Source organism: Hoeflea sp. EC-HK425 (assembly GCF_902498795.1).
Classification (GTDB): Bacteria; Pseudomonadota; Alphaproteobacteria; order Rhizobiales; family Rhizobiaceae; genus Hoeflea; species Hoeflea alexandrii.
Genome location: NZ_LR701572.1, coordinates 1851733 through 1869300, shown reverse-complemented (window position 1 = coordinate 1869300; position 17568 = coordinate 1851733). Strand labels below are relative to the sequence as shown.

The window sequence follows — 17568 nt, the reverse complement described above, 5'->3', positions numbered from 1 at the left end:
CGTCACACCCTCATCGGCATCAGAACGAATGTCAGGGCAATCTTGTCGTCCGCGGCGTGCACCGGCTCGAAGCAGGCCGGCGAGCCGCCGGTGTCGAGGTTCACGGTGGCGGCGCCCGGGATATGGGCCAGCATGTCGGCGAGGTAGCGGGCGTTGAAGCCGATCTCCACGTCGTCGCCGTCGTCATTCGTGACGTCGACCGTATCCTGGCCTTCGCCGGCGTCCGGGTTGGTGACCATCAGGTCGACGCTTTCCCGACCCCAGTTCATCTTCACTGCGCGGCCGCGCTCGCTCGAGACGATCGAGACGCGCTCGGTGGCGGCCAGGAGGGCGGCCACGTCGAAGCGCCAGCGGTTGGGGTTGCCGGCCGGGATCACCCGCACATAGTCGGGGAAGGTGCCGTCGATCAGCTTTGAGGCAATGCGTACCGCGCCAAGCTCGAAACTGATCTGGTGCTCGCTCACCCTGACCGACAGCATCGCCTGCTTGTCGCTTGCCGACAGCACCTTCGCCAACAGCCCGACGGTCTTGCGCGGGATGATGACGCCCGGCATGCCTGCGGCGTCTTGCGCGCCGGAATAGGTGGCGCGGGCCAGCCGGTGGCCGTCGGTTGCCACGGCGACCAGGTCGCCGCCGTCGATCGCGTGCAGGTAGACGCCGTTGAGGTAATACCGGGTTTCCTCGGTCGAGATGGCGAAGCTCACCGCGGCCAGCTGGGCCGAGAACTTGGCGGCGGGGATCTCGAAGCTCGTCGACTGGCCCTCCCGTTCCACCAGTCGTGGCCAGTCTTCTCCGGGCAGCGTCTGCAGCATGAAGCGCGACCGGCCGCAGGTCAGCGCCATCTGGCCGCCCGTTGTGGTCTTGAGCGTCACGTCAGCCTTCGCCGGCAACTTGCGGAGAATGTCGTTGAGCAGCGCCGCGGGCAGGGTGATCCCCTGTTCGGGCATGCCGGCGTGCTCGATCATCGCGGTCACCGAGGTCACCACGTCGAGGTCGGTGCCGGAGACGCGCAGGCCTCCGCCGAGCCCCGCATCAAATAGCAGGTTCGCCAGCACCGGAATCGTGTTCTTACGCTCGACCGGCGCCAGCGCGGTCTCGACTGCCGCCAGCAGCGCCTCGCGCGGCGCGGTGAGTGTGAAAGGGGTGGTCATTGCGGTTCCTTCAAAACAGGGTTGGCTGCGAGGTGCTGGCGGGGGGCGCTTTTGCGCCGGCCGGCAGCATCCATTTATTCGGCGCGGGCAGGATGTCCTCGCCCGCGGCCTGCCAGCGGAAGAAGCCGAGCGCGCCGACAGCCGGGACCATGTCGCACGGCTCCGGGGTGGCCAGCACCAGGCCACGCGGGCCGAAGAACCAGCGGCTGTCGCTCGCGGTGACCACACCGGTGAGCTCCACGCTGCCGATGATCCCGCCGCGCAGGAGGTCACGCGCCTCGGGGCATTCGACACCGATCGAAGCCATGAACTCCGCAGCGCCTTCATATTCGTCGCGGGTCAGGCCCTTGGCGGCGTGGATGGCAATCCGGCCCCTTGTGTTGAGCCCGTGGTTGACCGCCTGCCAGGACCGGTTCTCGATGTCCTTGCCGGCATGAATGATCGCCCAGGCCCATGGCTGGCGGACGGAGAGTGCGAGTGGTGGCAGCATCAGGAGAGTCCTTCTTGTGAGGACGCCACCCGTCCGGTCTGTAGCTGTGAGGCCAGACCGCGATAGGTGTTGGCCTTCATCTCGTAATGGTTCTGCAAATCGCTAAGTGCGCGCGCCAGCGTCCGGTCGCTGGTTGTGTGCGCCCATGGGGCGCGTGTCCCGAAACCTGCTGACTTGACTTCGTACCGCTCGAATTCGTTGGCATCCTCGCGCCGGTAAACCATGAGCGTCGACAAGCGGTTGAAACCGCTGCTCTTGATACCGGTGGCGGACAGGCACATCGGGTTCGTGCTCTTGTGAACTGTCCAGTTGTAGCCCGGCATGATCTTCACCAGTTCTTTTCGAAATTCGGCGCTGTTCATGGTCTTCTCCGGTGGAAGCGGGCGGCCCCGCGCGGCTCGGGAGCGTTTCGCGCGGAGCCAGGGTTGACCTCGTGGTCAGGCAGGCTCGGGCTTGCCGATAAAGCCGGGCAGGGCGGTCTTCGTGGTGGCGTCCTCGTAATCCTCGAGCACGCGCTCGGTCACCGCCACGTCGGGCCGGTAGATCTGGTAGAACCAGATGGTCGAGCCCTCGCGAATGCGGTAGCGCAGCCGCACCGGCACGCGCTGGGTCTCGCCCATGTGAAACAGCGGGATGGAAAGCATGAACAGGCCCGGCACCTTCAGCTTCTTGCCGTCCGCGCCCTGATGCACCTCGTCCCAGACGATCTCGCCTTCGCCCGATTGCAGCACGACGGACGACATCGCCTTCGATTCCACCCTGACCGCCAGTCCGCGCGACAGCGCCACCAGTTCGGACGGCGTGGCGATCTTGGTGGCGAACTTCGCCTCGTAATCCGTCACTTCCATCACTTCCGGCGAGGACAGGTCGGCGATGTTGTCTTCGATGAACTGGGCGAAATCGGCCTGGCTCATTGCCTTGCCGTTCGACGCCACCCACGTCTTCCACTGCTCAGACAGCGGGAAGGCATAATGCACCCGGTGCTTGAGCCACTGCGCATCGTCACCCTCGGCCTTGTGATAGTCGATGACGGCGGTTAGTGACGGCGCCTTCCAGTTGGTGTCGGCGAAGATTGCGCTGTCAGTGGTCTTGTGGCGGTTGGCTAGGTCGATGAAGGAGCCAAGCGTGTCGACCTGCGCCGTGCCGGTCTTGCGCTCCGGATGCTCGCGCCATTCCTCGGCAAGCCGCTTCAGGCTGCCGAACTCGGGGTTCTCGCCATGTCGCCGGGCGACCGGCACGCTGCCGGGCAGGCCTTTCGCAGAGAGCGAAAGCGTGGCGATGTCGATGCCGGCGGCTTCGCGGGCAAGTTTCGCGATCGTTTCAACGTGATCCGGCGGGCTCATCAGTTCGCCGGCGATTTGGTCAGTCTTGGCCATGGTCGTTTTCCTTTGCGGGGTGGGTGGATCAGACGGCAGGTTCGGCGGTGCGCGCGGCTGTGTCGCGCGGGCCCTTGAATATGTCGTGCTGGTTGGGGTGTTCGGTCGAAAGCGTGCCTTCCTCGGTGATCCAGTAGAAGGTGCGCGCGCGCGGGCGCTTCGGCGTCTTCGACTTGATCTCGGAGGAAATCGTCACCGCGCCGTTTTCGGCCGACAGAATGATCTTGAGGTCGACCTCGCCCTTGAACGTCTTTTTCACGTCCTCGGTCGACATCGTGTGCAGCTCGCGCAGCACGGTTGAAAGCTCGTGGCTGACGGAGCGGTTGAGTTCACCGCCCTCCAGCGCGCCAAGCAGGATGGAAGCATCGCGGATATGCATGGGTTGATCCTTTCGGGGTTGGTCAGAACGGTATGTCGTCGTCGAGCTCGCGACGCGTATCTGCGGGGTCGTAGGGCGCAGCGCCGCCGTTGTTGCGGCCAGCCGTCCGGCCCGCTGCCCGGTCGGGGTCGTGGCCATAATCTTCCGGTCCGTCGCCGCCGGGCCTGTAGCCCGTGCCCTTTGCGCTATCGAGCATCACCAGCGATCCGCCAAAGCCCTGCAGCACGACTTCCGTGGAGTAGCGGTCCTGGCCGGATTGATCCTGCCATTTGCGGGTGGCGAGCTGGCCTTCGAGATAGACCTTCGAGCCCTTCTTCAGGTAGGTCTCGGCCACTTTGGCGAGGCCTTCGTTGAATATGACGACACGGTGCCACTCGGTCTTCTCGCGCCGCTCGCCGCTGGACTTGTCGCGCCAGCTTTCAGAGGTCGCGACCGACAGCGTGGCGATCGGCCGACCATCCTGTGTGCGGCGGATCTCGGGGTCTGCGCCGAGGTTGCCCACCAGGATGACCTTGTTGATCGAGCCCGCCATGTCAGATCTCCACGCCGAGTTCGCGCAGCCGGTCATCTGAGGCGACGATCTGTTCGGTCAGCGATTCCCTGACGCTGTCGTTGACGAGCTGCTGCAGCGTGGGTGGCATGCGCACCTCGATCGCGTCAGCGCCTATGCCCAGCACCAGGCGGGGGCTCGTTTGCTTCAACCGGGTCAGCACTGCTAGGTTCTTCTCTCGGCCCGCAGCGAGTTCGCGGATGGTTTCTAGGTCGTCGAGCTTCATGGGATCCTCAGGAGTTGAGCGCCACGTGGGCGGCATGGATGGCGGATTGCTCGTGCAGTCGGTCTTCGCCGATGAAGCGACGGGCGGCTTCATTGAAGCGCTCCTCAGCCTTCATCGCCGCCCACGGGCGGATGCCGCCCTTGAGCTTGAGCGTCCGTTCATGGGCGACCGGTAGCAGCTGTGCCCGGGCCGCGGGCCCGAACAGCGCCAGCATTTCCGCGTTGCACATGCGGCGGTCGAAGTCCTCGATGTGGGCCTGCTGAAAGCTGTCGGGCAGACCAAGGCCTGCGGCGCGCCATCCGACCTCGCGCCATTGCCGCTTGATCCAGGTCCAGTGCCAGCGAACCCCACTCCCGCTGCCGTGTCCACCAGCCTGCTCTGCGTGTTCCTCGAGCAGGCGCTGCGCGGGAGTGACCTTGTCGCCGAGCAGATATTCCTCGCCGTCATGCAGCAGGAAGAATGCCGCGAGCCTGTCGTCGCCGGTCTCGTTGAATATGGCCTCCGCTCCCATCGCAGAGTGCTGCGCCACCGAATATGCGATGCCGGGATTGGAGCCGTTGAAGCGGGCGATCTTCGACAGCGCATTGGCCATGGCGAAGAAATCGATCTCGGCTGGATCCGGAGCGGCCAGATCGCGTACCGAGCCATCGGGCCGAAACGACCAGACCGGTTCCGGGGCGAGGCGGACGAGGGCGTTCATGCCGCGTCTCCCTGCTGGCTCTCCGGGTTCTGGTGTCGGAGATAGCCAACGATCACCTCGTCTGAATATCCGGCGCGGTTGAGGTCGGAGATGTCGGCGTAGCCGCGTCCTGCGCGCGCTTCGTCGATGAGCGAACGCATGTCCTTGAGCATTTCCGCCCAGAGCCGCGGCGCGATCTGAGTGAAGCGTTCGAGCATCCGGGCCAGCTGGCAGGCATCCTCGCGCGCCAGGCGCTTGGCGTCGTCCGAGCCGCCCGAAAGCGTCTCGAGGAAGGATCGGGCGTTGGCCTCGTCGCTGGCAACCGGAATGAAGGTGCGGGTGAGGTCGGTCATCCGGTTACGCCCCCGCCACGATGGCGAGAAGGCCGCAGCCGATTACGAAGGCCAGGATGACGACGATCGACGCAACGGCCGGGGCATCCGGTTCGCGCGCCGCCCGGGCGCGTTCCTCGGTGAGCCGGGTGCCGTCGATAATGGTGATCGAGCGGGTCATGCCACCCTCCGCACGCTCTGGCGGCGGGCGAGGGCAACCGCGTGGGGTGCCAGCCGCTTGATGCTGGCTGGAGACCATCCGCGCTCTCCGAGCGTTTCGGCGCTGACTGTCTGGCCGGCAAAGGCCATTTCACGCATCTCGCCGGCCATCCGGTCGATCAGCGCCGTGCGGCAAGAGGGGGAGGGTGTGGCAGAAGCTGCCGAGAAAGCCTGGTAACGGATCATGCGGTCACCTTTTGCTTGACGCACTTTACCGGCGTGCGACTATGCAAAGACGCAACCGGAGGGTGGATGGAATGAAGCGGAGCTTGATGGTGGCCGTCGCGATGGCGCTCGTGGCCGGCCCGGCAATAGCCGATGAGAGCACCTACGACACCGTGGTGCGGAAATACGGGGAGGCTTATGCCATTGCCGACATCTGTCCCTCGCTGGAAATCAACGCGGGCCGCATGGCGATCTACCTGGTCGGTCTGGGTATCGAACTTGATGAGGCCTTCAAGAGCCGCGTGCTGGAGCAGGTCGCTGTCGCAAAGACAACGCTCGGCGACACCAATCGCTACAAGGTCTGTACGCTCGGTCACATGCTCTACGGCGAAAGCGGCACCAATGCTCCGGGTCTGCTCAAGGTGGAATGACCGCATGTCCTGTCTCCAACGGGATTTGTTGGAGGGCAAGCTAATAGGGACAAATGTCCCCTGTCAAGCTGGAATGGGGAAAAATATCCCCATCTTGGTGTTTGTGCCAATCCGCTCTATTTTCGGCAGCCGCCGCGATAGGCTCCGCCGGAAAACTTTACCCAGTCACAGGCGTGGCCGGATATCACCATCCGAGCCGCAATATCGTGCGTGCCGAGATAGCATTGCGCCACTATGCGCTTGCGGTTGAAGAGTTTCGAACGCCCGTCGCAGACCGAACCCGCACCCACGGGCACGCAACGCACCCGCCGGCCCTCGATCAGCGCGGTCAGCGCGCGCATGGCCTGCCGGTGGCCGCCGTCCCCGCGTTCTGGCGCATCGATGCCGCAGAGCCGGATCCTGAGTGCCTGGAAGTCGAATGTGTCGCCGTCAATCACGCGCGTCACCGTGCCTTCGATCGTTTGTGCCGGCGCAGGCTGGGCGCAGGTCACGGCTGCCGCGCAGGCGACGGCGATCATCCAGCGGTGCATGGGTCGGCTCCGGTAAATCAGGGGTTACTTACTAAACCCCAAACAGTTCATTGGGTGTGAGCACCCGGTGAATGGCGGCGATTCGCGTCTGGGTGATGGTGATCTCGGCGTCCGGCGGATTGTACTTGCGCAGCACCACGGTGCCGTTGGCGCGTTTAAACAGCACGCCGATCGAAGCCGCCACTGGGCCGCTGTCGCCATTGTGTTCCTGGACAATCACCGTGTCGCCGATTCGCGGCGGCTTATGTGGGTTCACATAGACCAGCTCGCCCGGAAAGTAGCGCGGCTCCATCGAAGATCCCTCGATGTAGAGTGCGTAGATATCGCGCGCGCCGCTTAAGGCCGGCGGGCGCCGCACGTAATCGATCACGCCGCCCTGCAGTTGGAATGCGCCGGAGAGAAGGCTGCCGGCGGCCGTGCCCATCACTGGCACGTCGGCGGGCATGGCATTGCGGGAGAGCGGCGGGGTATCGCTCGGGCGTACTTCCGGGAGGCGTGGTGGTAAGGCGCTTGTCGCGGGATCGTCCGTGCGGCCAAGCAGCCAGTCCACCGAGACATCAAGCGCGGTTGCCAGGCTCTCGAGGGTGTCGAGTTTGGGAATGGCTGTCTCGCGCGCCAGCGTCTTTCGCAGGTATGTCTTGTCCTTGCCAGCGGCACGGCTTGCCGCCTCGTGCGTGATGCCGAGTTCCGAAATCCGCTGGTTTATCCGTTCGCGAAAACGCGCTGCTTCGTCCGTTTTGGCCATTCGGGGATTATCGTCCCCATCGGGAATAAGAGAAGGGGGACAAAAATCGGTTGACGATGGGGACAAATATCCCCTATCTGTAAGCAACCTGAAAACATCAGCGACGTGAGTTGTCATGGAAATAGCCTCCGAAATCAAGAGCACGCTGGCTCGGCATTTGGTTGTTGCGGCCGACGCCTATTGCGCCGCGACCGGGGAAAGCCGGAACGCGATTTCCAAGCGGCTGCTTCATCGTGGCGGGCAACTCAATGCCCTCGCGGCAGGCCAGCGCGACGTGCGGGGCGAAACTGCCGAGACCGCCATGAAATGGCTGTCCGACAACTGGCCCGAAGGCGCCGAATGGCCTGCCGAAGTCGAGAGGCCAAGAACCAGCGAGGAGCGCGCTGTTGAGGCTGCACCCGCAATCCCCGAGGCAGCCGAATGAGCGGCTCCGATCAGTTTCAACGTAGGCTGGGGAAGCGGTCATTGCGCCGTTCGCCTGCGGCTCACCATTCCCAGGATGTCGCCGGTTCGAATCCGGCCCCTGCAACCAATACCCCGAGCGCGCCCGCTGACCTGCGCGACAACGAACGGAAGGCCTGCAGCGGCGGGGCGGGTTTTCCATTTTCATCATCCGGTCCTCCTTGAACACCGGATGATCTGACCAGTTTTGAACGCTTCCCACCACGGGAAAGAGAACCGGGTTTTCCCGGAACGGGAAAGGTGTGTCCAATGCTCAAGAATGCATGGTTTTACCGCATCAAGGCGGCGCAGCGGGATCTGATCGCGCTGTCGGGCGGCATCGAACGCTCAGCCGAGATCACCTCGATCTCCAAGAGCCATGTCGGCCGCTGGAACAATGCCCAGGACACCGACCTGATGCCGCTCAACGCGGTGCTGATGCTGGAAGAGCATTGCGGCGTCGCCGTGGTCACCAGCGTGATGGCCGAGCTCAACGGGCGTCGCCTGGCCGACGATACCGAGGCCACTCGGCAGAACGCCGATGTTCTCTCCGCCTATGCCGAAGCAGTGCGCCACGCCGGCGAGGTCATGAGCGCCGGCGCCATTGCGCTGGCCGACGGCAAGGTGACGCCCGCAGAGGCGCTGACCGTCGACCGGGCAGTCTCGGTGCTTGAGCGCGGGCTTTCGGATTTGCGCCAGACGCTCGCCCACGTGCGGGCCGGCGATCTCAAGATCGTCGGTGGGGAGGGCGAGTGATGGCGCGGCTTGTTTCCAGAGGTTGTTGCGGACGGGACGGAGACCATCTGTCCGCGACAAAAGGCGACGGAGGGGGCGGCGTAGGACTTCTCCGTCGCCGTCCACGGTCGGCACACGTGTTTGCCGGTCACGCGATCCCATCGTTCCGCACCGTCGGTCGCCATTTGGCGCTGGCCGATGTCGCCGCGATGGATGCCGTGGAGGGCCGGGCAGGCTTTGCCCGGTCACCATTGTCGAGGTTCGGCAAATGAGCGTGCCAGTCAATCAAAGCCAGCCTGGCGCCCTGCGCCCGGTCACGGTTCCCGCCGCCATGGAAAAGCCCGTGGTGCGCGGCGATCGCCCGCATCTCGGCTGGGTGGAAATCTCGAAGCTCCGGATCGACGACCGTTACCAGCGGCCGCTGCAGCGGCACAACTGGGAGGCCATCGGCCGTATTGCCAAATCGTTCGACTGGAGCCTGTTCACGGTCGTCGACGTCGCACCGATCGGCGACCAGCTGTTCTCGGTCATCGACGGGCAGCACCGGGTGCACGCGGCGGCGATGGTCGGCATCGACAAGGTTCCGGTGCGCATCGTCGCGCAGCCGCTTGAGGGCCAGGCCCGCGCCTTCATGGGCATCAATGGCAATGTGACGGCCATCTCGACCTTTCACGTGCTGCGCGCCAGCCTGACTGCAGGCGAGGCCTGGGCGATCGAGGCCGACCGGGCGATCACCCGCGCCGGATGCCGGTTGATGACCTCCAACCGCGCCACCCATGAGCGCAAGCCCGGTGAAGTCTACGCCGTGCAATGGGTGCGCAGTCTCGCCGAGCGCGACAACGCTGCCGATACATGGGCGCTATGGCGGCTTGAGATCGCACTGGCGAGTCTCAAACAGAGCAGCGAAGGCGGGGCCGACGCCGGGCTCTGGACCCACGTGATGCTGCGCGCCTGGTATGGCGCGGTTGAAGGCCTTGACGATTATCTCGATGCGCCCGGCGCCGCAGGGGCGCTCGCCCGGTTTCTCGATCGGGAAGGGCTTGTGCGGCTGCTGGCCCGGGCCGAGGACCGTTACCGGCAGGCCAAGCGCGACGGCAAGCCATCGGCCGCGGTCTACCGCCTCTTGATGGGAGACCTGCAGGACCGGCTCGACCAGGTGTTCCCCGACCGGTCGGCCTTCACGCGGGCAGAGGAGGCGGGGAAGTGAGCGCGGCGCAGGTGTTTCTTGACGGTCGCGTGGGGCTTCATATCGGCGATTGTCTCGCAGTGTTGGCTGGCATGGACGCGGACAGCGTGGACTGTGTGGTGACCTCGCCACCCTATTGGGGTCTGCGCGACTACGGGGTCGAAGGACAGATCGGGCTGGAGCCGACGCTGGTAGAGCACCTTGCCGTAATGGTCGATGTGTTCGAGCAGGTCCGGCGGGTGCTCAAGCCGACCGGAACCTGCTGGGTCAATTATGGCGACTGCTACGCCACAAGTCCGAACGGGAGGAGTGCCGCAGATACGAAGGCAACAGGCAAAGATGACCGGACTTTCCGCGACAAGCCGTTCTCGACGATTCAGGGAACCTTGAAGGCCAAGGACTTGTGCATGGTTCCAAACCGCTTCGCAATCGCGATGCAGGACGCGGGCTGGTATGTTCGGGCCGAGATTGTTTGGGGAAAGTCAAACCCGATGCCGGAGAGCATCAAGGACCGCCCCGCCACATCCCACGAGAAAATCTTCCTGTTCACCAAGTCGGCCCGGTATCACTACGACGCCGAGGCGGTTCGTCAGAACAGGGGGCAGGGTGAGGACGCCAATGGCTTCCGCGGTGGGTCCTACGTCGGCAGCGTGCCAGGGCCGCGCCAAACAGTGGGCAATCGTCGGGTCGATATGTCGACGCTCTCCGGAGGCGCCTACGGGCGCCATCATCTGGGTGAGGCGATCCCGAGCGGAGAGAGGCGCGAGAAGGTGAGGGCCTCAAAGATCGCGTCGCCAAGGCATGCAGATCATATCTGTCACACGACGCTCGACGGTACCCCGCGCGGGCTTGGGCGCAACCTGCGCAATTATGAACCGGCCCCGATCAGTGTTTGGCCCATTGCCACGCGTGCTTTTCCCGAGGCGCATTTTGCCACCTTTCCGCCGGAGCTTGCGGAACGGTGCATCCTCGCCGGTTGCCCGCGGGGTGGCGTTGTGCTCGATCCCTTCGGTGGCGCGGGGACCACCGCGCTTGTCGCGCTGCGCCATCAACGCCGGGCCGCGCTGATCGAGCTCAATGCTGAATATGCCGCGATGGCCCGCAGCCGAATCGAGAAGGAATGGCGAGCTGCGCCGGTGGCCGATGCTTCGCCCGATATAGGCCCGCTGTTTGACGGGGTGACTGCATGACACCCCGTCGCCCGGACATCCGTCTCACCATCGTCACCAACCATCCGCCGCGAGCGGTGCTGGCCGTGCTCGGCGTCGAAGCGGCGCCCTCATGGTGCCGGATGCTGACCCGCATCGACGAGGTGAGGTCGTTGCCCTCCGGCGCCAAGGTTATCGGGTCCTGGTTCGAGCCGCGCAAGTTCCGCTCGGCGCTCGAGTGGGCTTTCATCGAGCGGCGGGGGCTTGGAGATCTCGTAGGCCTGTCGGCCGAGGATCTGGAAAAACTCGCCGAATGGGCCGCGCGGCACCACGCGCAGTCCGGGCTTGATTCAAACCTCGCAGCCGCGGTGGGCGGCATGGTGATCAGCGAACGGAGGATCTCATGAGCATCCATCTTCATGTCGGCAGTCCGGCCAGGGGGTTCCCTTCGGCGATCAAGCAGTTGGGTATCGTGGCGTTGTGGCAGGCGGGGTTCGATCACGACGAGATCGGTGCGCAAGTGTCGCTGCATCCCTCGCGGGTCGCGAAAGTGCTCGACCTGGTGCGGGAGAAGACCGGCGCACTGCGCCCGGCACATCCAGAGGCAATCCGATGACGGCTGGCCTTGGCAGTTCCTGGTTCATTGGACCGTTTCCGCACATCGCACAGCGGCTTCCGGGCGGCCCTTTCGGCAGTCCGTCAGCGATCGCGCCGCATTTCGAGGCGATGGAGCCGGCCGAACAGGTATCCGCCATCAGGCTGATGCAAGAGCGCGGTGATGACCTGCGGGAGATTGGCGACTGGCTCGGGCTGTCGCCGCATGCGCTCGCGGCAATGGGTGATCGGCGCTGCCCGCTCATCAGTCCTCGGGGCGAGGGCGACGACACGAGGTGCAGGCCGAGCGCGGGGCCCAAGCGGCGCGCCGTCTCATCTGCTGCGGTGGACCGGGCGCTCGACGCCACGCTGATGGCGATCGATGCACTGCGCGCCAGGGCCGGCGGGGCGCGCCAGGCGGAATTCGACCTCACGCTCGAGGAGGTCTGCCAGGCTTGCGGATTCGGGCTCGAGACCGCTCGTCGGCGGTTCCGCGAGCTCGAAAGCCGCAAGTGGATACGCCGGACCTTGCGACCAGGCCAGCCCGCCCGCGTGATGATCGCGCTTGCCGGTCGCTGCCGGTTGGAAGCGCTTGCCGACGGCAAGGGGAGGGCGGAGCCATGATGGCGCGTGTTCTCCGCGAGCAGCGGCCGCTCTACATCATCGCGCCGAGCCTCTGGCAATGCCGCGAGGCAGCACTCGCCCATGGCCTTGACCCGGAGACCCTCGAAAACACCCGCTCGATTACCTCGGCCTACCAGCTGCGCGGCACCCGACCCGGCACGCCCTTCATAACCCATCGCCGCGAGAACTGGGTCCGTTCGATGCCCGGAATCTACGAACTTGACCAGGCGATCGACCTGCTGACCCGAACCGGTCGCCTGCGCGTGGCCGGAGACGACGATATCGCCGCAGCGCGCGGCGAGCAGCTGGAGGCACGGGCTTGACGCGACCGATCATCATCGACTGTTTCGCTGGCGGCGGCGGTGCTTCCACCGGAATCGAAATGGCGCTGGGGCGCTCGCCGGATTACGCGATCAACCACGATCCGGTGGCGGTCGCCATGCACGCGGTCAACCATCCCGATGCGATCCACCTGTGCCAGAACGTCTACCAGGTCGATCCGCTCGACCATTTCAACCGCGCACATATCGGCTTCGCCTGGTTCTCGCCCGACTGCAAACACTTCTCGAAGGCCAAGGGCGGCGCGCCGGTGCAGAGGAACATCCGCGACCTCGCATGGATCATCCCCGGATGGATCGAGCGTATCCAGAAATCGGGCGGAAAGGTCGATGTGGTGGCGATCGAGAATGTCGAGGAATTCCAGACCTGGGGGCCGCTGCTGACAACGGGAAAGGGACTTGTGCCGGATCCCGACCGCAAGGGCGAGACTTTCCAGAAGTGGTGCAAGAAGCTGCGGCAGCTCGGCGGCAAGATCGAATGGCGGGAGCTGAGGGCCTGCGACTATGGCGCGCCGACGATCCGGAAGCGGGTGTTCATCCTGATCCGGTTCGACGGACAAAAGATAGTCTGGCCGGAGCCGACGCACGGGCATCCCGACAGCGAGGACGTACGTTCGGGCAAGCTAAAGCCCTGGCTGACGGCGGGGCGCGATGTCATTGACTGGTCGATCGTGTGCCCTTCGATCTTCGACAGCAAGGCGGAGATCCTCAGCAAGCACAATTTGCGCGCGGTGCGGCCACTGGCAGGCAACACGCAAGCCCGGGTGGCGCGCGGCATCAAGCGTTACGTGCTGGATGCGGCAAGGCCGTTTCTGGTCAACCTGACCCACGGGGCCCGGCTTGAAGACGCAGCCGAGCCGATGCGGACCGTGACCGGGGCGAACCGTGGCGAGAAGGCGGTCGTTGCGCCCTCGCTGACCCGGTTCAACTCCGGCGCCACCGGCGCGAGTATGTATGAACCGGTGCCGACCGTGACTGCCAACAGCTTCCACAAGCGCCCGGGTGGGGCTGCCCCGCTTGGCGTGGTGACGCCGCACCTGATGACCATGCGAAACGCCGGAAAGCCGTTCCAGGGTGCGGATGAACCGGCGCACACGGTGACGGCCGGCGGGGCGGGGTTGACCTGCGTTGCGGCCTCGCTGGCCCAGACCGGCTATGGCGAGAGGGAGGGGCAGGCGCCTCGGTCGCTCGATCCGGACGCGCCGCTCGGGACAGTGGTCGCCGGGGGCGTCAAGCACGCGCCGGTGGCGGCCTTTTTGGCAGCGGGGTCACCCAAACCGGAAAAGAACAACCATGGTGCAAAGGATAGCGAGCGCTATGAGTCCGACAAGGCCTTTACCGCGAAAGGTGAAGTTCTTGAATCTAAAACTGAACATCGAGCATGTCTCCGTTTGAAAGATGGCTCGAGTTTGGATCAGCAAAAGGGGTGTCGGTTTTTGTCCGGCGCTTCAGCGGCTGCTTTTATTGCCCAGCACAACAACGACAGCAGGCGGGTTGGCGGGGTCAATCCGGGGCGCGAGGCCGATGAGCCGGTTTCGACGGTGACGGCATCGGGCGCGCAGCAGGGCGTCGTCGCGGCCAGCATGCTTTCCATGAAGGGCAGCGACCGGCGCGCTAGCGCAGCGGATGAACCCGCTCGGGTGGCCTGTACAGGCGGCGGCCAGTCCGCTCTCGTGGCCGGTGCGCTGACCAAATATTACGGCACAGGCGACGGGCAGGAACCGCGCGACCCGCTGCACACAGTTACCACGAAGGACCGTTTCTGCCTTTCGCTGGCAGCACTTGCCGCGCCTCCGTTCGGACCGGAACACCACGACCGCGCCCGCGAGGTGGCGGCGTTCCTGCGGGCTCATGGCTTCTGGGATGAGCGCGAGTTCGTAACGCTCGAGGTCGAGGGCGTCATGCTGGTGATGGTCGACATCGGCATGCGGATGCTGACGCCACGCGAACTGTTCAACGCGCAAGGATTCCCAGCGGATTACGAGATCGACCGCGATCTCGAAGGCAACGTGTTCTCGAAATCCGACCAGGTGGGCCGCGCCGGCAACAGCGTCTGCCCTCCGCTGGCTGAGGCCATCACGCGGGCCAATGTGCCGCACCTGGCCGAGTTTCAGGAGGCCGCGGAATGAGCGAGATCCTCGAGCTGTTCGTCGCCCGCGCCCGCAAAGTCTCCATTGCAGAAGCCGCGCCCCGTCTGGGGATCACCATCAAGGGCCGTGCGGCGGAGCAGGCAATGCCCTGTCCGCGTTGTGGCGGCAACGACCGGTTCGCTCTCAACACCGCCAAGAACAAGTGGAACTGTCGCGGCGGTTCCATCGGCGGCAATGATGCGATCGGCATGTCCGCACACGTTCGCGGCCTCGATGTCGGGCAGCGCGCCGAGTTTCTCGAAGCCTGCGGCCTGGTGCTTGGCGAGGCGGTGCCCGATGCCTGCGAGCAGGTGAGCGACGAGCGACGCGCCGAAATTCAGGCCGAGGCTGAGGCGCTGAGAGCACGGGCCGAGGCCGATGCGGCAGAGCGCGACCGGGAGGCCAATGACTATCGCGATCGCGAACTGGCGAAATGTCGGGGCATCTATGAGGCGGCTGGCTCCGCATCGCGGGCACCGGCCTTCCGTTATCTCAATCTCCGTTCTGGCTTGCCGATCGAGGCCGGGGCGCATTGCTGCAAGGCAATACGGTTCGAGCCGAAGCTTACCTACTGGCATGGCAGGGATGAGCGGGGCTTTGCCCGCGACATCTGGTGCGGTCTGGCCATGGTGCTGCCGTTCGTCGATGGCGCTGGACAGATGATCGGCATTCACCAGACCTGGATCGATCTGGGTGCGGGGCCCAAGTACCGGCCCAAGCTCATCTGCCCAGACACCGGAGAGGCCCTCAAGAGCAAGAAGATGCGCGGCTCGAAAAAGGGCGGGCTTCTGCCCGTCGCGGGCGAGATGAGTGCTGAGCGCTGGGTGGTGGGAGAGGGGATCGAGAATGTCGCCGCATGGTTCACGGCCGAGCTCGATGACGACAAGGCGACAGCGCTTTCAACCTTCTATGCCGCAGCGGGCGATATCGGCAACCTGGCGGGGGCGGCCGCGCGCACCGGGCGGTTTGCCCATCCGACCGACACGAAGGTCAATGCCAATGGCGCCACCCGGCCGGTGATGATGCCGAGTCCGGATCCTGACCCGGAGCGGCTTTCCGAAGGCTTCCCTCTTGGCGCCCATGTGCGCGATCTTCTGTTTCTCGGCGATGGTGATTCTGAGCCCGTCTGGACTGCCGCGCACATGGCTCGCGCCGAGGCTCGCGCGGGGCTGATTGCACCAGGTATCGACGTCTGCACCGCCTGGCCACCGCGAGGGCAGGACTGGGCAGAGATCATTCTTGCTGCGCAGCGGGGTGAGGCAGCGTGAACAAGCATGTCAAACTTCCTGCGGCCGTTCAGGCACATCTCGATGCGATGAACTATGAGCGGGGTGAAAGCCGAGCCCCCGAACCCCCTTCTGACGATCGTGGCGGTGGTGAAACTGGTGCCGAACGCGAGGCCGGTCGCGCCGAGGGGCAGAAGGCCGGATTTTCGGGCACCACGGCAAAGAAGGGTCTCGCAGAAATCGTTGCCGAATGTGCCAAGCTCGATCACTCGGACACGGACAATGCCGTGAGGTTGCGGTCGCATTTCGGCTCCGATCTGCTGGTGGTGATGCAATCCAAGGCAAAGAGCCCGTTCTATGCAGTCTGGACCGGAACGCACTGGGATACGGATAATGGCGGACCGAGAGCCCTGGCGCTGGCCCAGCAGCTCGGCGAATTGATCCGGCTCGAATGTGAACACATCCATCCGATGCCGCAGGAACAGGCGGCTCTCGATGCCGGTGGTCAATTCCTTCAACGTCCTGACGATGAGCTTGGCAAAGCCGAGGTGAAAGCGAAGAAGCTGGCGGAAGACGCGACCAAGTCCTGGCAGAAGCGCGTCGGCCGTCGGGCGGACCATGCCGTGAGTTCGAAGAACATGGCGCGTTTAACTTCGATGCTCGCCTGCCTCGCGCCGCACATCATGCGCAGCCCAGATGATTTTAACGCCGATCTCTATTCCTTTGCCACGCTCAATCACACGATCCGGTTTAACCGCGAGACTGTCACCGTGCCGGCGCAGTCGGACGCGCAGGAAGATGAGGAGACGGTGCGGGCGCATGTCAATGTGCTGCAGGGGCATCGCCGCGAAGACCTGATCACCCAGCTGGTGCCGGTGGACTATGACCCGGAGGCCTCATGTCCGCGTTGGACAGCCTTTCTCACCCGGATGCTGCCTGACCCGGAGGTGCGCAAGCTGGTGCAGATTGCATTTGCGCTCGGCCTTGTCGGCGTCACGGTGCAGAAGCTGTTCTTCCACTACGGGTCCGGCGCCAACGGCAAGTCGGTCGCCATGGAGGTGATCTGCCGGTTGCTGGCCTCGGCCTCTGTGACGCTGCCGGCCACCTCCTTCATCGGGGAAAGCAACACCGGCGGATCGGCCTCGCCCGATATCGCCCGGCTCTATGGGCGGCGTTTTCTGCGCGTCAAGGAGCTTCCCCAGGGCGAGGACCTAAAGGAGAACCTTGTGAAAGAGGTGACAGGCGGCGAGGCGATCACCGCGCGCGACCTCCACCAGGGCTATTTCGACTTCGATCCGAAGTTCACGCCACACATGAGCGGCAACGGCTATCCCAAGATCACCGGCATGGACAACGGCATCTGGCGGCGCATGTGCGTGATCCACTGGCCGGTCCAGCTCAGGCCAGAGGAACAGCGCGACTTTGAAGACGTGATGGCGGAGTTCGAGCCGGAGTTTCCGGGCATTCTCAACTGGCTGATCGAGGGCATGCGGGTGTTTTTGGAGGAGGGGCTGGTGATCCCGGAAGCGGTTGCCCGCGCCACCCAGGACTATCGCGACGAGATGGACCCGACTGCCGCCTTCTGCGCCGCCTGTGTGCGCACAGAGCCGGGTGCGCGGGTTACGGCCAAGGATTTCTATCACGCCTATGTCAATTACACCGTCGACCAGGGGGGCAAGCCGATTTCCTTGACGCGGTTCGGGCTGATTATGAAGCGCAAGTTCGAGCGCGAGGAGGGGCGAACCAACCATTATCTCGGCGTCAGGCTGGAGAACGTGCCGCGCGGCGAGGGCGAAACAGGCGGGTCACCACCGGGCTACTGGGACGATATCCCGCCAATTTGAGGCCAATTCTGCACCAGTTGCACCAGTTCT

Annotated in this window: 25 protein-coding genes; 12 read left to right on the top strand and 13 right to left on the bottom strand. The window is 64.7% G+C overall.

Annotation, left to right across the window (positions count from 1 at the left end):
* Nucleotides 1-2: 2 nt before the first annotated feature.
* From dnaN to SPHINGO391_RS11710, 11 genes are all read right to left on the bottom strand, one after another.
* The gene (dnaN, locus tag SPHINGO391_RS11760) at nt 3-1151 is read right to left on the bottom strand and encodes a DNA polymerase III subunit beta (protein ID WP_152009011.1); all 1149 of its coding nucleotides are present in this window, start codon (nt 1149-1151) and stop codon (nt 3-5) included.
* Between the two features lie 10 nt (nt 1152-1161).
* Nucleotides 1162-1641: an ASCH domain-containing protein gene (locus SPHINGO391_RS11755; RefSeq protein WP_152009010.1), complete on the bottom strand. Its 480-nt coding sequence runs from the start codon at nt 1639-1641 to the stop codon at nt 1162-1164.
* Nucleotides 1641-2003, bottom strand: a complete 363-nt coding sequence (locus tag SPHINGO391_RS11750; protein WP_152009009.1) for a hypothetical protein — start codon at nt 2001-2003, stop codon at nt 1641-1643. The genes SPHINGO391_RS11755 and SPHINGO391_RS11750 overlap by 1 nt, the downstream gene beginning before the upstream one ends.
* Nucleotides 2004-2078: 75 nt before the next feature.
* Complete coding sequence (locus tag SPHINGO391_RS11745; protein WP_244615174.1) at nt 2079-3017, bottom strand: DUF2303 family protein; 939 nt, start codon at nt 3015-3017, stop codon at nt 2079-2081.
* A gap of 28 nt (nt 3018-3045) precedes the next feature.
* Nucleotides 3046-3396, bottom strand: coding sequence for a hypothetical protein (locus SPHINGO391_RS11740; protein ID WP_152009008.1), 351 nt, complete (start codon nt 3394-3396; stop codon nt 3046-3048).
* A 22-nt stretch (nt 3397-3418) separates the two neighbouring features.
* Nucleotides 3419-3928: a single-stranded DNA-binding protein gene (gene ssb, locus SPHINGO391_RS11735; protein WP_152009007.1), complete on the bottom strand. Its 510-nt coding sequence runs from the start codon at nt 3926-3928 to the stop codon at nt 3419-3421.
* A gap of 1 nt (nt 3929) precedes the next feature.
* Nucleotides 3930-4172: a hypothetical protein gene (locus SPHINGO391_RS11730; protein WP_152009006.1), complete on the bottom strand. Its 243-nt coding sequence runs from the start codon at nt 4170-4172 to the stop codon at nt 3930-3932.
* Between the two features lie 7 nt (nt 4173-4179).
* Nucleotides 4180-4872: a hypothetical protein gene (locus SPHINGO391_RS11725; RefSeq protein WP_152009005.1), complete on the bottom strand. Its 693-nt coding sequence runs from the start codon at nt 4870-4872 to the stop codon at nt 4180-4182.
* Entirely contained in the window at nt 4869-5204 is a 336-nt protein-coding gene (locus tag SPHINGO391_RS11720; protein ID WP_152009004.1) for a hypothetical protein, read from the bottom strand. The genes SPHINGO391_RS11725 and SPHINGO391_RS11720 overlap by 4 nt, the downstream gene beginning before the upstream one ends.
* A gap of 4 nt (nt 5205-5208) precedes the next feature.
* On the bottom strand, nt 5209-5364 hold the full coding sequence (locus SPHINGO391_RS11715) for a hypothetical protein (protein ID WP_193217266.1): 156 nt from the start codon (nt 5362-5364) through the stop codon (nt 5209-5211).
* The gene (locus SPHINGO391_RS11710; protein WP_152009003.1) at nt 5361-5588 is read right to left on the bottom strand and encodes a hypothetical protein; all 228 of its coding nucleotides are present in this window, start codon (nt 5586-5588) and stop codon (nt 5361-5363) included. Before SPHINGO391_RS11710 ends, SPHINGO391_RS11715 begins: the two co-directional genes overlap by 4 nt.
* A gap of 71 nt (nt 5589-5659) precedes the next feature.
* On the opposite strand from SPHINGO391_RS11710, the gene SPHINGO391_RS11705 reads away from it, so the two are divergent.
* Nucleotides 5660-5998, top strand: a complete 339-nt coding sequence (locus SPHINGO391_RS11705) for a hypothetical protein (RefSeq protein WP_152009002.1) — start codon at nt 5660-5662, stop codon at nt 5996-5998.
* A gap of 116 nt (nt 5999-6114) precedes the next feature.
* Here the strand turns inward: SPHINGO391_RS11705 and SPHINGO391_RS11700 are convergent, their stop codons facing one another.
* The gene (locus SPHINGO391_RS11700) at nt 6115-6528 is read right to left on the bottom strand and encodes a thermonuclease family protein (protein WP_152009001.1); all 414 of its coding nucleotides are present in this window, start codon (nt 6526-6528) and stop codon (nt 6115-6117) included.
* Between the two features lie 31 nt (nt 6529-6559).
* On the bottom strand, nt 6560-7273 hold the full coding sequence (locus SPHINGO391_RS11695; RefSeq protein ID WP_152009000.1) for a S24 family peptidase: 714 nt from the start codon (nt 7271-7273) through the stop codon (nt 6560-6562).
* A 115-nt stretch (nt 7274-7388) separates the two neighbouring features.
* On the opposite strand from SPHINGO391_RS11695, the gene SPHINGO391_RS11690 reads away from it, so the two are divergent.
* The 11 genes from SPHINGO391_RS11690 (at nt 7389) to SPHINGO391_RS11640 (ending at nt 17538) form a co-directional block, all read left to right on the top strand.
* A complete protein-coding gene (locus SPHINGO391_RS11690; RefSeq protein WP_152008999.1) occupies nt 7389-7697 on the top strand; it encodes a hypothetical protein in 309 nt (102 codons plus the stop codon).
* Between the two features lie 287 nt (nt 7698-7984).
* On the top strand, nt 7985-8470 hold the full coding sequence (locus tag SPHINGO391_RS11685; protein ID WP_152008998.1) for a phage regulatory CII family protein: 486 nt from the start codon (nt 7985-7987) through the stop codon (nt 8468-8470).
* Between the two features lie 247 nt (nt 8471-8717).
* Nucleotides 8718-9656 carry a ParB N-terminal domain-containing protein gene (locus SPHINGO391_RS11680; protein WP_152008997.1) on the top strand — a complete coding sequence of 313 codons (939 nt, stop codon included), beginning with the start codon at nt 8718-8720 and terminating at the stop codon, nt 9654-9656.
* Nucleotides 9653-10825 (top strand): site-specific DNA-methyltransferase, encoded by a 1173-nt coding sequence (locus tag SPHINGO391_RS11675; RefSeq protein WP_244615173.1) that lies wholly within the window; start codon nt 9653-9655, stop codon nt 10823-10825. Before SPHINGO391_RS11680 ends, SPHINGO391_RS11675 begins: the two co-directional genes overlap by 4 nt.
* A complete protein-coding gene (locus SPHINGO391_RS11670; protein ID WP_152008996.1) occupies nt 10822-11190 on the top strand; it encodes a hypothetical protein in 369 nt (122 codons plus the stop codon). The genes SPHINGO391_RS11675 and SPHINGO391_RS11670 overlap by 4 nt, the downstream gene beginning before the upstream one ends.
* Nucleotides 11187-11399, top strand: coding sequence for a hypothetical protein (locus SPHINGO391_RS11665; protein WP_152008995.1), 213 nt, complete (start codon nt 11187-11189; stop codon nt 11397-11399). The genes SPHINGO391_RS11670 and SPHINGO391_RS11665 overlap by 4 nt, the downstream gene beginning before the upstream one ends.
* Nucleotides 11396-12001, top strand: a complete 606-nt coding sequence (locus tag SPHINGO391_RS11660) for a hypothetical protein (protein WP_152008994.1) — start codon at nt 11396-11398, stop codon at nt 11999-12001. Before SPHINGO391_RS11665 ends, SPHINGO391_RS11660 begins: the two co-directional genes overlap by 4 nt.
* Entirely contained in the window at nt 12001-12324 is a 324-nt protein-coding gene (locus tag SPHINGO391_RS11655; RefSeq protein ID WP_152008993.1) for a hypothetical protein, read from the top strand. The genes SPHINGO391_RS11660 and SPHINGO391_RS11655 overlap by 1 nt, the downstream gene beginning before the upstream one ends.
* Entirely contained in the window at nt 12321-14468 is a 2148-nt protein-coding gene (locus tag SPHINGO391_RS11650; RefSeq protein WP_152008992.1) for a DNA cytosine methyltransferase, read from the top strand. The genes SPHINGO391_RS11655 and SPHINGO391_RS11650 overlap by 4 nt, the downstream gene beginning before the upstream one ends.
* Nucleotides 14465-15736 carry a P4 alpha zinc-binding domain-containing protein gene (locus SPHINGO391_RS11645; RefSeq protein ID WP_152008991.1) on the top strand — a complete coding sequence of 424 codons (1272 nt, stop codon included), beginning with the start codon at nt 14465-14467 and terminating at the stop codon, nt 15734-15736. The genes SPHINGO391_RS11650 and SPHINGO391_RS11645 overlap by 4 nt, the downstream gene beginning before the upstream one ends.
* Nucleotides 15733-17538: a DNA primase family protein gene (locus tag SPHINGO391_RS11640; RefSeq protein ID WP_152008990.1), complete on the top strand. Its 1806-nt coding sequence runs from the start codon at nt 15733-15735 to the stop codon at nt 17536-17538. Before SPHINGO391_RS11645 ends, SPHINGO391_RS11640 begins: the two co-directional genes overlap by 4 nt.
* Nucleotides 17539-17568 lie beyond the last annotated feature (30 nt).

Coding starts and splice junctions, on each gene's coding strand:
- dnaN (WP_152009011.1), bottom strand. CDS start 1,151: ATGACCACCCCTTTCACACTCACCGCGCCGCGCGAGGCGCTGCTGGCG.
- SPHINGO391_RS11755 (WP_152009010.1), bottom strand. CDS start 1,641: ATGCTGCCACCACTCGCACTCTCCGTCCGCCAGCCATGGGCCTGGGCG.
- SPHINGO391_RS11750 (WP_152009009.1), bottom strand. CDS start 2,003: ATGAACAGCGCCGAATTTCGAAAAGAACTGGTGAAGATCATGCCGGGC.
- SPHINGO391_RS11745 (WP_244615174.1), bottom strand. CDS start 3,017: ATGGCCAAGACTGACCAAATCGCCGGCGAACTGATGAGCCCGCCGGAT.
- SPHINGO391_RS11740 (WP_152009008.1), bottom strand. CDS start 3,396: ATGCATATCCGCGATGCTTCCATCCTGCTTGGCGCGCTGGAGGGCGGT.
- ssb (WP_152009007.1), bottom strand. CDS start 3,928: ATGGCGGGCTCGATCAACAAGGTCATCCTGGTGGGCAACCTCGGCGCA.
- SPHINGO391_RS11730 (WP_152009006.1), bottom strand. CDS start 4,172: ATGAAGCTCGACGACCTAGAAACCATCCGCGAACTCGCTGCGGGCCGA.
- SPHINGO391_RS11725 (WP_152009005.1), bottom strand. CDS start 4,872: ATGAACGCCCTCGTCCGCCTCGCCCCGGAACCGGTCTGGTCGTTTCGG.
- SPHINGO391_RS11720 (WP_152009004.1), bottom strand. CDS start 5,204: ATGACCGACCTCACCCGCACCTTCATTCCGGTTGCCAGCGACGAGGCC.
- SPHINGO391_RS11715 (WP_193217266.1), bottom strand. CDS start 5,364: ATGACCCGCTCGATCACCATTATCGACGGCACCCGGCTCACCGAGGAA.
- SPHINGO391_RS11710 (WP_152009003.1), bottom strand. CDS start 5,588: ATGATCCGTTACCAGGCTTTCTCGGCAGCTTCTGCCACACCCTCCCCC.
- SPHINGO391_RS11705 (WP_152009002.1), top strand. CDS start 5,660: ATGAAGCGGAGCTTGATGGTGGCCGTCGCGATGGCGCTCGTGGCCGGC.
- SPHINGO391_RS11700 (WP_152009001.1), bottom strand. CDS start 6,528: ATGCACCGCTGGATGATCGCCGTCGCCTGCGCGGCAGCCGTGACCTGC.
- SPHINGO391_RS11695 (WP_152009000.1), bottom strand. CDS start 7,273: ATGGCCAAAACGGACGAAGCAGCGCGTTTTCGCGAACGGATAAACCAG.
- SPHINGO391_RS11690 (WP_152008999.1), top strand. CDS start 7,389: ATGGAAATAGCCTCCGAAATCAAGAGCACGCTGGCTCGGCATTTGGTT.
- SPHINGO391_RS11685 (WP_152008998.1), top strand. CDS start 7,985: ATGCTCAAGAATGCATGGTTTTACCGCATCAAGGCGGCGCAGCGGGAT.
- SPHINGO391_RS11680 (WP_152008997.1), top strand. CDS start 8,718: ATGAGCGTGCCAGTCAATCAAAGCCAGCCTGGCGCCCTGCGCCCGGTC.
- SPHINGO391_RS11670 (WP_152008996.1), top strand. CDS start 10,822: ATGACACCCCGTCGCCCGGACATCCGTCTCACCATCGTCACCAACCAT.
- SPHINGO391_RS11665 (WP_152008995.1), top strand. CDS start 11,187: ATGAGCATCCATCTTCATGTCGGCAGTCCGGCCAGGGGGTTCCCTTCG.
- SPHINGO391_RS11660 (WP_152008994.1), top strand. CDS start 11,396: ATGACGGCTGGCCTTGGCAGTTCCTGGTTCATTGGACCGTTTCCGCAC.
- SPHINGO391_RS11655 (WP_152008993.1), top strand. CDS start 12,001: ATGGCGCGTGTTCTCCGCGAGCAGCGGCCGCTCTACATCATCGCGCCG.
- SPHINGO391_RS11645 (WP_152008991.1), top strand. CDS start 14,465: ATGAGCGAGATCCTCGAGCTGTTCGTCGCCCGCGCCCGCAAAGTCTCC.